Annotated in this window: 14 protein-coding genes; 6 read left to right on the top strand and 8 right to left on the bottom strand. The window is 45.5% G+C overall.

Annotation, left to right across the window (positions count from 1 at the left end; translation table 11 throughout):
• A partial coding sequence (locus tag ACXJGZ_RS05265; protein WP_456398458.1) for a UPF0146 family protein occupies positions 1–237 on the top strand: 237 nt, incomplete at its 5' end.
• A 144-nt stretch (positions 238–381) separates the two neighbouring features.
• Positions 382–1,734 (top strand): phosphoglucosamine mutase, encoded by a 1,353-nt coding sequence (gene glmM / locus ACXJGZ_RS05260; RefSeq protein ID WP_456398462.1) that lies wholly within the window; start codon positions 382–384, stop codon positions 1,732–1,734.
• A 1-nt stretch (position 1,735) separates the two neighbouring features.
• On the opposite strand, the gene ACXJGZ_RS05255 is transcribed toward glmM, so the two are convergent.
• Positions 1,736–2,551, bottom strand: coding sequence for an MBL fold metallo-hydrolase (locus ACXJGZ_RS05255; RefSeq protein ID WP_293253325.1), 816 nt, complete (start codon positions 2,549–2,551; stop codon positions 1,736–1,738).
• 297 nt (positions 2,552–2,848) lie between these two features.
• Between ACXJGZ_RS05255 and ACXJGZ_RS05250 the strand changes: the two genes are divergently transcribed.
• The gene (locus ACXJGZ_RS05250; RefSeq protein ID WP_456321920.1) at positions 2,849–4,735 is read left to right on the top strand and encodes an OPT family oligopeptide transporter; all 1,887 of its coding nucleotides are present in this window, start codon (positions 2,849–2,851) and stop codon (positions 4,733–4,735) included.
• 69 nt (positions 4,736–4,804) lie between these two features.
• On the top strand, positions 4,805–6,040 hold the full coding sequence (locus tag ACXJGZ_RS05245; RefSeq protein WP_456398460.1) for a M20 family metallo-hydrolase: 1,236 nt from the start codon (positions 4,805–4,807) through the stop codon (positions 6,038–6,040).
• Here the strand turns inward: ACXJGZ_RS05245 and ACXJGZ_RS05240 are convergent.
• A complete protein-coding gene (locus tag ACXJGZ_RS05240; RefSeq protein ID WP_293256048.1) occupies positions 6,015–6,287 on the bottom strand; it encodes a hypothetical protein in 273 nt (90 codons plus the stop codon). The two genes, ACXJGZ_RS05245 and ACXJGZ_RS05240, sit on opposite strands and share 26 nt — an antisense overlap.
• A gap of 111 nt (positions 6,288–6,398) precedes the next feature.
• Between ACXJGZ_RS05240 and ACXJGZ_RS05235 the strand changes: the two genes are divergently transcribed.
• Together ACXJGZ_RS05235 and ACXJGZ_RS05230 are read left to right on the top strand one after the other, a co-directional pair.
• Positions 6,399–7,685 carry a serpin family protein gene (locus tag ACXJGZ_RS05235; protein ID WP_456398455.1) on the top strand — a complete coding sequence of 429 codons (1,287 nt, stop codon included), beginning with the start codon at positions 6,399–6,401 and terminating at the stop codon, positions 7,683–7,685.
• A 46-nt stretch (positions 7,686–7,731) separates the two neighbouring features.
• Complete coding sequence (locus ACXJGZ_RS05230) at positions 7,732–8,475, top strand: RlmF-related methyltransferase (RefSeq protein WP_456398453.1); 744 nt, start codon at positions 7,732–7,734, stop codon at positions 8,473–8,475.
• Between the two features lie 13 nt (positions 8,476–8,488).
• On the opposite strand, the gene ACXJGZ_RS05225 is transcribed toward ACXJGZ_RS05230, so the two are convergent.
• The 6 genes from ACXJGZ_RS05225 to ACXJGZ_RS05200 all read right to left on the bottom strand — a co-directional run bounded on the left by ACXJGZ_RS05225 (position 8,489) and on the right by ACXJGZ_RS05200 (position 11,727).
• Entirely contained in the window at positions 8,489–8,722 is a 234-nt protein-coding gene (locus ACXJGZ_RS05225) for a biotin/lipoyl-containing protein (protein ID WP_456326254.1), read from the bottom strand.
• Positions 8,723–8,731: 9 nt separating this feature from the next.
• Positions 8,732–9,733 carry an alpha-ketoacid dehydrogenase subunit beta gene (locus tag ACXJGZ_RS05220; protein ID WP_293256057.1) on the bottom strand — a complete coding sequence of 334 codons (1,002 nt, stop codon included), beginning with the start codon at positions 9,731–9,733 and terminating at the stop codon, positions 8,732–8,734.
• A gap of 1 nt (position 9,734) precedes the next feature.
• The gene (locus tag ACXJGZ_RS05215) at positions 9,735–10,739 is read right to left on the bottom strand and encodes a thiamine pyrophosphate-dependent dehydrogenase E1 component subunit alpha (RefSeq protein ID WP_293256060.1); all 1,005 of its coding nucleotides are present in this window, start codon (positions 10,737–10,739) and stop codon (positions 9,735–9,737) included.
• Between the two features lie 66 nt (positions 10,740–10,805).
• Positions 10,806–11,252, bottom strand: a complete 447-nt coding sequence (locus ACXJGZ_RS05210) for an OsmC family protein (RefSeq protein ID WP_456321924.1) — start codon at positions 11,250–11,252, stop codon at positions 10,806–10,808.
• Entirely contained in the window at positions 11,252–11,560 is a 309-nt protein-coding gene (locus ACXJGZ_RS05205; RefSeq protein ID WP_293256066.1) for a DUF6506 family protein, read from the bottom strand. Before ACXJGZ_RS05205 ends, ACXJGZ_RS05210 begins: the two co-directional genes overlap by 1 nt.
• 32 nt (positions 11,561–11,592) lie before the next feature.
• Complete coding sequence (locus ACXJGZ_RS05200; RefSeq protein WP_456398442.1) at positions 11,593–11,727, bottom strand: VOC family protein; 135 nt, start codon at positions 11,725–11,727, stop codon at positions 11,593–11,595.
• Positions 11,728–11,772 lie beyond the last annotated feature (45 nt).

Raw genomic sequence — 11,772 nt, 5'->3', positions numbered from 1 at the left:
AGAGAACTGGGTTTGGAGGCTTATGTTGATGATGTGTTCAAGCCCAACTTGAGGGTTTACCGTGGCGTTAAAGCAATATACGCCATCAGACCCACACCTGAGATAATTAAGCCAATTCTGACCCTCTCAAAAAAATTGGGTGTTCCCCTCTATATTCTGCCATTCTCCCTCGATGAGATGCCCCGTGAACTGAGGCTCGAGAATTACAAAGGTCTGGCTATTTACAAGAATGAGTGACAGGGATAAGAGAACGTTTTGATAATGCCCGTAAAAGAGAATAAAACTACATTATTGTTAAGCACGCTAGGACTATCCACCAGTACGGAGTAACATTTCAAAAAGCTATATAAAGAGATCACCAAGATTAGCATGGTGGTGAACGTGAGACTTTTCGGGACAGCGGGTATTAGAGGACCCATTGAATCAAAAGTTACCCCGGAGCTTGCTTTAAACGTTGGAAAAGCCGTGGGAACCTATGTTAAGAGTGGAGTCGTTGTCATTGGAAGGGATGCAAGGACATCAAGCATCATGCTAGAGAATGCTATCGTGAGCGGACTTCTCAGTACGGGAGTCGATGTGATACGTTTGGGGTTGATTCCCACGCCAATGCTGGCTTGGGCAACAAACAAGCTTGGAAATGCCGGAATTATGATAACGGCTTCCCACAATCCTCCCAGTGATAATGGAATAAAGGTTTTCAACGAGAAGGGGATAGAGTTCTTTCTTGAGCAGGAAGGGGAGCTTGAGGAAATAATATTCTCCCGGAGCTACAAAAAAGCGAAATGGGATGAGATAGGTTATGTGGTTGACAGAGAACTCAAAAATGACTATATAAATGCCCTCCTTGATTATGTCGATCATGAAACCAAGCTCAAGGTCTTGCTCGATATGGGGAATGGTGCTGGAAGTGTTATAACACCCTATCTCCTCCGCAAGATGGGGGCTAAGGTTGTTACCTTGAATGCACAGACGGATGGTCATTTCCCCGGAAGAAAATCGGAACCCAGATATGAGAATATAGCATATTTGAGCAACCTCGTCAGGGATCTGGGAATGGACTTGGCAATTGCCCAGGATGGAGATGCCGATAGGATAGCGGTCTTTGATGAGAAAGGAAACTATATCGAGGAAGATACCCTCATAGCCCTCTTTGCAAAGCTCTATGCTGAGGAAAATAAGGGAGGGAATATTGTGGTTTCCATAAACACCTCCTTCAGGATAGACAGGGTCGTCGAAGAAGCTGGAGGAAAAGTTTACCGGGTTCCTTTGGGACAGCTCCATGACGGGATCAAGAAGTACGGGGCGATTTTTGCAAGTGAGCCATGGAAGTTTATCCATCCAAGATTTGGCCTCTGGATTGACAGCTTTGTAACAATCGGACTCCTCCTCAAGATCATAGATAAGGAGGGAAAACCCCTCTCCGAGATAGTAGCCGACATTCCAAGGTATTACCTAGTAAAAAAGAACGTCAAATGTCCAGACGAGCTGAAACCAAAGGTCATGGAGACTGTAAAGGAGAGGCTTCAAGAAGCACTTAAAAATGAGGTCGAGGAAGTTTTGACGATTTCAGGAATCCGGCTTAATCTGGAGGATGGTTCATGGGTTCTTGTGAGGCCCAGCGGGACAGAGCCCAAGATTAGGGTCGTTGTTGAGGGGATAAGTGAAAAGAGGAAAGAGGAACTCTTTGATCTGGCTTACAGTCTTGTTTCAAAGACCGTTTCCTCTCTATCTTAATTTATACAAATCTTGCGGGACGGAGCGTCTTTAAGCTTATGCCCTTCTCTGTTATTCTCAATTTGAGCCCCTCCTTTGCCACGATGGTCTTTATTCCTGTAACATTCTGAATAAATTGAGCTTCTTTGTAGGGGTTTGCGAAGTGCATCTTCATCCCCACATGGCTTATAACAAAGAGTTCAGGTTTTTCCTCCATCTTCTTGAGCAGGTAAACGGCGTCTTCTGTCGTCATGTGATATGGTATTTTCATGTCCTTCGGTCTCGTTACTGAAGCTATAATGATCCTAGAGCCGCTGTATATCTCTCGCATCTCATCGAAGTATTCCGTATCGGGTATATAAGAGATAATACCTTCCTTGGCTTCCAGACGAAAACCTATGGTCGTGGGATCTGAGTGGATGGTTGGGGTTATGGTCATTTTGTCCTCACCAAGGAATATTTCGTCCCCCGGAACTGCTCTATAGACTTTTTCTAGGGAATTGAGATGATACTTTGAAATAGCAGGAGTATGTGTTTCATCTCCTTCTATAACACTTTTTGATGCTATTAGAATTCCTCTCTTTTTTGTAACCCCTATAGTCATCCCTTCTACCATAACTTCGGTATCATTGCAGTGATCAACGTGCCTGTGTGAAATGAATATGGCGTCGAGCTTTCTGGGATCCAGTTTATAGCGCCATGACCTTATCAATGCTCCGGGGCCGGGGTCAACATGTATTCTTTTATCAGCGCTTATAAAAAAGCCCCCTGTTGAGCGAAATTGTGTTATAGTTATGAATCTACCGCCGCCGCTTCCAAGGAATACTATTTCCACAATTCTCCCTCCCTTTCTTTTTGCAGATGTTCATGTATCTTACGGGCGGGTATATAAGGTATTTGGCTACCCGAACAAAATGTATAACGTACACTCCTGTTCAACAAAATTTATGAGGTATATTTCATGTTTTTATCTGGGTCTGCATGTATATCTTAGTATAATGATGTAATTTTTTGTTATATTTTGTGTAAACTAATGCATTATTGTTTAATATACCTCCTCAATGAATAACCAAAAGTGTTTTATAGTTGTGAAAGATTTTTTGATAATGCAAACAACACTGTGGGGTGAAATTAGATGGAGTTAAAACCTTATATTCCACCTGAAAAGTCTCTACCCGAATATACTGTAAAGGCTTTTATTCTGGGTGTTGTACTGGCAATAATAATGGGTGCAGCAAATGCATATCTTGGAATGTATGCGGGTATGACCGTAAGTGCGAGCATTCCCGCAGCGGTCATATCAATGGCAATTCTAATGGCGTTCAAGGACAGGAATATACTGGAGAATAACATGGTTCAAACGGCAGCTTCAGCAGGTGAGTCCCTTGCAGCAGGTGTTATATTCACTTTTCCAGCTCTGATTGTGCTTGGTGAATACACGGAGTTCCCCTACTGGCTGATCACCATAATAGCAGCATTGGGCGGTTCGCTTGGAGTTCTCTTCACGATAGTACTGAGGAGGGCATTCATAGCCGAGGAGAAACTACCCTACCCCGAGGGTACAGCATGTGCCGAAGTTCTCATTGCCGGAGATAAAGGAGGTTCACATGCAAAGCCAATATTCTACGGTGGTATCTTTGGAGGTCTCTATAAATTCCTTGGAAGCTCTGGGCTGTGGGCAGGGACAGTTGAAACAGCCAAAATGGTCGGTTCAAGAATATTTTATATAGGAAGCGATCTCTCAGCAGCCCTTGTGAGTGTGGGATATATTGTTGGGCTCAACATAGCATTTTTGGTCTTCCTCGGCGGTGCAATAGCCTGGTTCATAGCAATCCCACTTTATGTGGCAAAGACGGGAAATCCACATGGATTGAGCCTCTTGGATTTGGCTTGGGTAACATGGAGCACAAAGATCAGGTACATGGGCGTTGGAGCTATGGTCGTCGGTGGTTTATGGAGCCTAATAAAACTCAGGGGCCCGATTTCGAGGGGTATAAAGGCTGGTCTGGAAGCTACAAAGCACAGGCAGAACGGAGGAACACTTTTAAGAACTGAAGAAGACATGCCAATGAACAGCGTTCTACTGTTGATTGCAGCATTCATAATACCTCTATTTCTACTATATGCTCATGTAATTGGTTCCATAGGAATTGCCGCCCTTATGGCGGTAATAATGCTCATAGTGGGATTCTTTGGAAGTGCAATAGCTGGATACTTAGCCGGTGTCGTAGGTTCATCAAACAACCCTGTTTCAGGTATCACCATAATGAGCCTCCTCTTCACGGCTCTGGTACTTAAGGGGCTTGGATTAAGTGGAACTGAGGGTATGGTTGCCACAATTTTAGTCGCGGCGGTTATATGTACGGGTGCAGCCATAGCAGGAGATACAATGCAGGATTTAGCCACGGGTTACATAGTGGGTGCAACTCCAAAGAGGCAGCAGGTCTTTGAGATTATAGGCACATTCTTTGCCGCACTTGTTATGGCACCTGTTCTTAACCTTTTGATTAAGGCTTATGGTATTGCTGGAACTCCAACGGCTAAAGAGAACGCATTAGCTGCTCCTCAGGCATTTTTAATGGCTAAAGTTACAGAGGGTGTCTTTACCGGTACATTGGAGTGGACCATGGTTTATATAGGTGCTGGAATTGCCATAGCTCTGATAGTGCTCGATGAGATACTTGCCATGAAAGGTTCAAAGTTCAGAACGCCTGTAATGCCCGTTGCCGTCGGAATATACCTCCCATTGAGCCTCGGTGTTCCGATATTCGTGGGTGGTATTTTCAGGTGGCTCGTGGGAAGAGCTAGGGGTGCCAAGGTCGAGGAGAAGCCCACAGATGCGGGTGTCCTTGGAGCAGCGGGTTTAATAGCCGGTGAAGCTTTGATGGGTATAGTGTTCGCCGGCCTGATAGTTGCAAACAAAGCTCCAAGTATAGGTTTCTCGAGCAACATTCTCGGAGTTATCCTCCTAGCTGGAATCCTGGTATGGCTCTATCTGACGGGAGTAAGGGAAATTGAATGATCCTTTCCTTTTTATTCTTGAACCAAAAATAGCTTAAATTAGAAGGATCATTTTAGGATGGTGATGGAGATGGATATCGAGGCTGTTTCTAAAGAGGTGGAGCGTCTTGAGGACGAAATGGTGAAAACACTGGTTGAGTTAATTAAGATACCTGCCATAAGCCCTGAGTACGGTTATGAGGGCGAGTTTGATAAGGCGATGAAACTCTTGGAAATCATAAAAGACTGGCCTTTTGATAAGGTTGAGCGTTATGATGCTCCTGATGAGAGGGCTAAGAATGGTGTCAGACCAAACATTCTCGCGTATTATTACGGCGAACAGGGCGAGGATTCACCAAGATTGTGGATTTTAACGCATTTGGATGTTGTCCCGCCCGGCGAGGGCTGGACGGTTACTGAGCCTTTCAAACCCGTCGTTAAGGATGGTAAAATTTACGGGCGCGGGAGTGAGGATAATACTCAAAGCCTTGTTTCCTCACTGTATGCGGTTAAGGCCTTGATGAATCTCGGCGTAAGGCCCAAGCGCACGATTATTCTGGCTTTTGTTAGTGACGAAGAAACAGGCAGCAAGTATGGTTTAGAATGGTTAATAAAAGAACATCCAGAATTATTCCAAAAGAATGACCTTGTTCTCGTGCCGGATGGTGGGAATGAGGATGGTTCGTTCATTGAAGTAGCGGAGAAGAGCATACTCTGGATGAGGATTAAAGTCAGGGGCAAGCAGGTTCACGCGAGCATGCCCGATAAGGGCTTGAACGCTCACAGGGTTGCCCTCGATTACGCTTACCATCTTGATAAACTCCTCCACGAGAAGTATAATGCTGTGGATGAGTTGTTTGACCCGCCAGAGAGCACTTTCGAACCCACTATGGTTAAGAATCCGGCGGATTCGCCGAACATTGCTCCCGGCGAGCATGAACTTGTTTTTGATTGCAGGGTTTTGCCCGTTTACAAGCTCGATGACGTTTTGAAGGATGCTGAGGGGCTGGCAAAGAAAATCGAGGCGAATTATGAGGGTGCAAAAATTAAGATTGAAGTAATCCAGCGTTTGGATGCTCCAGAACCCACATCAAAGGACAGTGAAATCGTAAAACTCCTTCAAAAAGCCATAAAAGAACTCAGGGGAAAGGAAGCCCACGTGGGGGGTATTGGAGGTGGAACATTCGCTGCCCATTTCAGGGCACTTGGAATCCCCGCAGTTGTATGGGCGACCCTCGATGAAATGGCTCACCAGCCGAATGAGTATGCGAAGATAGAAAACATCGTGGAAGACGCAAAAATCATGGCCACCCTTGCCATCCTTTGATTTTATATTTTCTATACGCTTGGCACACCGCAATGGTTAGATCATAATCGATAACCACACGTGAGGAGTATGGACAGAAGTTGCATATCCACTCGTCTATGGGAATCCCACCATAGCATCTATCAAATTTTTCCAGCATCTCATAACTTATGTTATCAATCAGCTTGCCGCATGGTAATCTGAGATTTAAAATTCGGATGTTTGGAGCAGATACTTCCTCCATTTTAATCCATAATGTAATATCCAATCATGCATATATAACTTTTTCTGGTCTACATGTTCAAGGCCTGCTCTCCCAATGCTTCAAAATCATTTGAAGCTGTAAACAAGCATTTATACCTGTAGCGTTGAATATTCCATGGTGACGATAATGAGGACGCCCGGGTTGGCGGCATTGGTGTTAATAGTCCTCATCACAGGCACAGTGCTGGCAGGGGGATGCCTCAATACAGGGACATCTGCTACTTCCAGCACCGTCAATAACACCTCCCATACAACACCGGTTTATCCTACGAGCAGCGATACCCTCAACGAGCTCGAGGAAATGGCGACCATTAACAATCTCTTTGCATCCGAGTTATATGGGGAGTTCTCCTCTAGGGAGGGAAACGTATTCTTTTCCCCTTACAGTATTCTAACGGCTCTCTCAATAGCCTATGAAGGGGCAAAGGGCAGGACAGCGGAGGAGATGGCCAAAGTGCTGCATCTTCCTAAGGACGATTTAGAGAGGAGAGAAGGGTTTAGAATGCTGATTTTACGCCTCAACAACCCCGCAAGCGACGCTTATATCCTTAGCACCGCCAACGCTCTCTGGGTGCAGAAGGACTTCCCTATAAAGGAAACCTATATTGAAGTCGTGAAAAAGTACTACCTTAGCGAAGTTAAAGAAGTCGACTTCCAGAAAAATCCGGAGGGAGCTGCACTTCAGATAAACCGGTGGGCGGAGGAAAAGACCCACGGAAGGATAAAGAACCTTGTCTCCAGCATTGATCCGCTGACGAGGCTCGTCATAGCCAACGCCATTTACTTCAAGGCCAACTGGTCGAGCCGCTTTAGTCCTGCCAGCACAAGAAATGGAACTTTTTACGCCCCAAATGGAGCAGTGGTTGTGCCAATGATGCATCAAACGGGACGCTTCGGCTACTTTGAGGGTGATGATCTCAAGGCTCTTGAGATGGCCTACGAGGGTGGAAGGCTAAGCATGTTGATAATCCTGCCGGAGAAAGGATCTATTGGAAAAGTGGAGAAGAGGATAAACCCTGAGTTCATCCAAAGGCTTCTCAGGAGCATGAAAGCCGAGAGAGTGAAAGTTACACTGCCGAAGTTCAAATTTGAAACGAGCTATAAACTCAAGGATACCCTTATGAAAATGGGAATGAGGGAAGCCTTCAGCAACAGCGCTGATTTCACCGGAATATCCGATGGTTCTTTGGCAATAAGCCAAGTAATCCACAAGACATTCATCTCAGTGGCAGAAAATGGTACAGAGGCGGCAGCGGCAACTGCCCTCACCATAACCGCTTTAGCCCCTATCGGAGAGGAGGTGAAGGTCTTCAAAGCGGATCATCCCTTCATATTCCTTATCTATGACAGGGAGAGTGGAGCTATACTCTTCATGGGCAGGCTTGTGGATCCGAGGGGATAAACTTCCAAGGAAGCACTTTTAAACCCCTCCTCTCTTAAATCACCTCATGCCCGCATGGAAGGATGGAAAGCTCGGACTGCCCATTGGTGAAGCGGTTAAAATTTTCCCGGAGCTTGGAAAGTATCTCGACGAACGCGGGAAGCTCGACTTCTCGAATAGAGAGGCAAGGATCCTCTACAACAGGGCTGTAGCCAGAGCCCTTTTTGGACTCGATATTGAATACAATCCCCGTGGGCTTGTAACTCCACCAATATCGAGGTACATCTTTTTGAAGACCTTTCTAAGGGAGGGTGAGAAGGTTTTGGAGATAGGAACTGGACACACGGCAATGATGGCACTTATGGCCGAGAAGCTTTTCAGCTGCAGGGTAACGGCAACGGAGCTCGATAATGAATTTTTTGAGTATGCAAAAGCTAATATAAAACGAAATAACGCCAAGGTGAATTTAGTCAAGAGCAACGGAGGAATAATCAAAAACGTTGTTCCCGAAGGTGAAAGGTTCGACGTTATTTTTTCGGCTCCGCCCTATTATGAGAGACCGACGAAGGGGGTTCTAACTGAGAGGGAAGGCGTCGGAGGCGGAAAATACGGTGAGAGTTTTTCAAACCGGCTCTTAACCGAGGCTCTGGACTATTTAAAATCCGGAGGCAGGGTTGCTCTCTTTCTCCCGGATAAGGAGGCACTCCTTCAAGCAATAAGCAAGCATGCAGAAAAGCTTGGATATTCAGTTAAGGACATAAAATTTAGAGTTGGAACAAGGTGGAGGCATTCTCTAATTGCATTGAAATAGAAAAAGAAAGAAATCACGCCTCTATTAACGCTATCACCTGTTCCTGAGAGACTTCTTCATTCTCTTTTACCAGTATTCTGAGCTTTCCCTTCGCGGGTGCCTTTATGTGAAGTGTAACCTTTTCTATCATGATCTCTGCTATTTCTTCACCCTCCTTTACAAAATCTCCATCATTCTTGTACCAGTGGAGCAGGACTCCTTTCTTCTCCTCTTTCGTTGTTCTTGGAACTTTTACCTCCAATTCCATTAAACTCCCTCAGATCATTTCTTTAACTGTTTCCATGATTTTTTCCTTATCTGGGAGCACATACTTCTCAAGGGCTCTGCTGTAGGGCACGGGGACGTCAGGATATGCTATCCTTCTTGGTAGAGCTTTAAGCTCATTTCCAATCCTCTCAACGACTGTGGATATTATCTCACCGCTCATTCCATAGCTCATATAGTCCTCATCCACTACCAACAAGCGTCCTGTCTTTTTAACGGAGCCTATGAGGGTCTCCTTATCAAGGGGAACGAGCGTTCTCAGATCAATAATTTCGGCACTTATTCCCTCTTTTTCAAGCTCTTCAGCAGCCCAGAGAGCTTCGTAAACCATTCTTGAGATGGTAGCAATCGTGATGTCACTACCCTCCTTCACAACTTTAGCTTCTCCTATCGGTATAGTGTAGGGTTCTTCGGGGACTTCAACGGTTGCCTCATCCGGTGAGGGCATCCACCCAAGTCCCATGAGTCCTTTGTGGAAGAAGTACATTACCGGATTATCATCCCGGATTGCTGAAATCATCAATCCCTTTGCGTCATAGGAGTTTGATGGAATCACTATCTTCAAGCCTGGGACGTGAGCAAACAATCCATATAGGCACTGTGAGTGCTGTGCTGCATCGCTGTAGCCACCTCCTATTGCCGTCATTATGACTACGGGCATCTTCACTTGGCCCCCTGACATGTAATGTGCCTTGGCTATGTGGTTATAGATTTGATCCATGGCAACTCCAAAAAAGTCCACGAACATAAGCTCAACAATCGGTCTCATTCCTTTGGATGCCGCTCCAAGTGCCGCCCCTATGAATGCGGATTCGCTTATGGGTGTGTCCCTAATCCTCTCAGGGCCGAACTTCTCCAGAAGGCCGTTCGTGGCACCAAAGATTCCTCCATATACTCCGATATCTTCTCCCATTACAAAGATGCCCTCGTCACGCTCCATCTCCTGTGCTATCGCCTCGGATATGGCTTTATACATTGGAAGTTTCCTTGTCATCTCATTCACCTCCCGCAAAAACGCCCTTTAGGGCTTCTTCAGGCTCGGGATAGGGGCTTTTCACGGCGAAATCAATTATTTCCTGAACTTCTTTCTCATTTTCCTCTTTGATCCTGTTTAGCTCCTCTTCCGTCGTGATTCCCTTCTCTAAGAGGAGTTTTTCAAAATTGAGGAGCGGATCTTTCTCTTTTGCAAGCTCAAAATCCTCTTTCGGTCTGTATGCCTGGGGGTCTCCCTCGAAGTGTCCTCTGAGTCTGTAAACTCTTACCTCAATCAAGCTTGGCCCTTCCCCTCTTCTAGCTCTCTCAACAGCTTCCTTTGCGACCTCATAAACGGCTATAACATCGGCTCCATCTACACTGACTCCGGGAATTCCATAGGCTTTTGCTCTCTCACTGTTCTTTGCAACCGCCGTTGATTTATCCTTTGGAACAGAAATTGCCCATCCATTGTCCTCTATTAGGAATATCACGGGCAGCTTCCACAATGCCGCTAAATTTAGTGCCTCATGGAAAGTTCCCTGATTTGCGGCTCCATCTCCACCAACGGCGACTGCAACGTAATTCTCTCCTTTTAACTTAGCCGCAATGCCAACTCCCACTGCCTGTGGAAAGCTCGCACCAACTATGCCGCTGCAGCTGAAGTTTTTGCTCGCATCAAATAGATGCATATGTCCTCCCTTTCCTCCTGAAAGCCCTGTGGCTTTTCCAAAGATCTCAGCGGTCATCCTTTTCAAATCCACGCCCTTTGCTATTGCAAAATGGTGTGCCCTGTGGGTTCCTATAACGGCATCCTCATCCTTCAAATGGATGCACATTCCAACGGCTGCAGACTCCTGTCCCGGGGATAGATGGAGCTCTCCAGGTATAGGGCCGGCGGAAATGTCAAATAGGGGTGTTTTCCCTTCATAGTACCACTTCGCAAGTGTCTCCTCGTATGTTCTAATCTTGTGCATTTTTTTATACATCTCCAGCAGGGTTTCCTTAGGTATTTCCTCCACTCCCATTTCCTCACCTTCTTTCAGTTTGTATTTTAGAAGGGCTTATTGGATGGATAAAAATAAAAGAAAGAGTCATTTAGGTTTGATTTCAATTTTCACTGGAGTTGGGTTCTTTAAATTGTCAGTAACAGGACACCTCTCCTCAACTTCTTTGAGAAGTTCCTCGAGCTTCTCTTTTGTAGTATCTGACTCAATGTAGACTGTGGCTTTTATTTCCTTGTATCCTGCCCTCTCTTTCTTTGAAATCCCTTGAAACTTCTCGGGATTAAGTCTCCCCTCCAAGGCAAATTCCAATGACCGAATGTTTATCCCTTTCTCACTTGCAATACCTTTAATAGTCACATTCAGGCATCCTGCAAGTGCCACTAGTATATACTCCACAGGATTGGGGCCTTCATCGGTCCCTCCGATCTCTGCGGGTTCGTCGACTATCATCTCGAAGTTTCTAACCTTTGCCAGAAGTTTGGTATCCGAGAGGGATTTTCCAGTTATATAAAAAGTCCATTCTTCCACCCGCATCACCCGAATATACTATCCCCGCTTTTGTTCTCCAGCCCCGGATGAATGTCAAACCTAACAACACCAACGGGGACTTTTCCTTCAATGGCTTCGACAATTTTTGCCACACCTTGGTTTCCAAATCCTCCACAGAGCTCGATTGCCGCGATTCCTTCCTCAACAAGCTCTTTCGCTACCATGCAGGCTTCTTTATAGTCTTTAACTCCAACCACATGAAGCTCTACAATCGGAGTTTTAACTACTGCCCTATGCTTCTTCGGATCTGCCTCAGGGGCCAAAAACATGAAAGCAGCCTTAAGCTCACCCATACATACACCTCCTATCTTTAATGCATTCAACTTCAGTCTTCCCACGACCACGGACCTATTCCATATTCATCCGCGTACTTCCTAACAGTCTCATCCAAATTTTTCACAACAACAGCAACCTGAAGCACGTCCGTAAATATAGGTTTTTCCACAATCCTCACTTCCATCTTTTTAAAAATTTGGAGGTCAAAGAACCTCCCTTACAGCTTTCT

Source organism: Palaeococcus sp. (in: euryarchaeotes), assembly GCF_053987695.1.
This window is presented reverse-complemented; position numbering and strand designations above follow the sequence as displayed.

Bases quoted from the DNA above. Each gene is read 5' to 3' on its own strand.
- ACXJGZ_RS05200 (WP_456398442.1), bottom strand. From the start codon at position 11,727: ATGGAAGTGAGGATTGTGGAAAAACCTATATTTACGGACGTGCTTCAG.
- ACXJGZ_RS05245 (WP_456398460.1), top strand. From the start codon at position 4,805: ATGGATATCGAGGCTGTTTCTAAAGAGGTGGAGCGTCTTGAGGACGAA.
- ACXJGZ_RS05210 (WP_456321924.1), bottom strand. From the start codon at position 11,252: ATGCGGGTGGAAGAATGGACTTTTTATATAACTGGAAAATCCCTCTCG.
- ACXJGZ_RS05205 (WP_293256066.1), bottom strand. From the start codon at position 11,560: ATGGGTGAGCTTAAGGCTGCTTTCATGTTTTTGGCCCCTGAGGCAGAT.
- ACXJGZ_RS05235 (WP_456398455.1), top strand. From the start codon at position 6,399: ATGGTGACGATAATGAGGACGCCCGGGTTGGCGGCATTGGTGTTAATA.
- ACXJGZ_RS05250 (WP_456321920.1), top strand. From the start codon at position 2,849: ATGGAGTTAAAACCTTATATTCCACCTGAAAAGTCTCTACCCGAATAT.
- ACXJGZ_RS05225 (WP_456326254.1), bottom strand. From the start codon at position 8,722: ATGGAATTGGAGGTAAAAGTTCCAAGAACAACGAAAGAGGAGAAGAAA.
- ACXJGZ_RS05220 (WP_293256057.1), bottom strand. From the start codon at position 9,733: ATGACAAGGAAACTTCCAATGTATAAAGCCATATCCGAGGCGATAGCA.
- ACXJGZ_RS05230 (WP_456398453.1), top strand. From the start codon at position 7,732: ATGCCCGCATGGAAGGATGGAAAGCTCGGACTGCCCATTGGTGAAGCG.
- ACXJGZ_RS05215 (WP_293256060.1), bottom strand. From the start codon at position 10,739: ATGGGAGTGGAGGAAATACCTAAGGAAACCCTGCTGGAGATGTATAAA.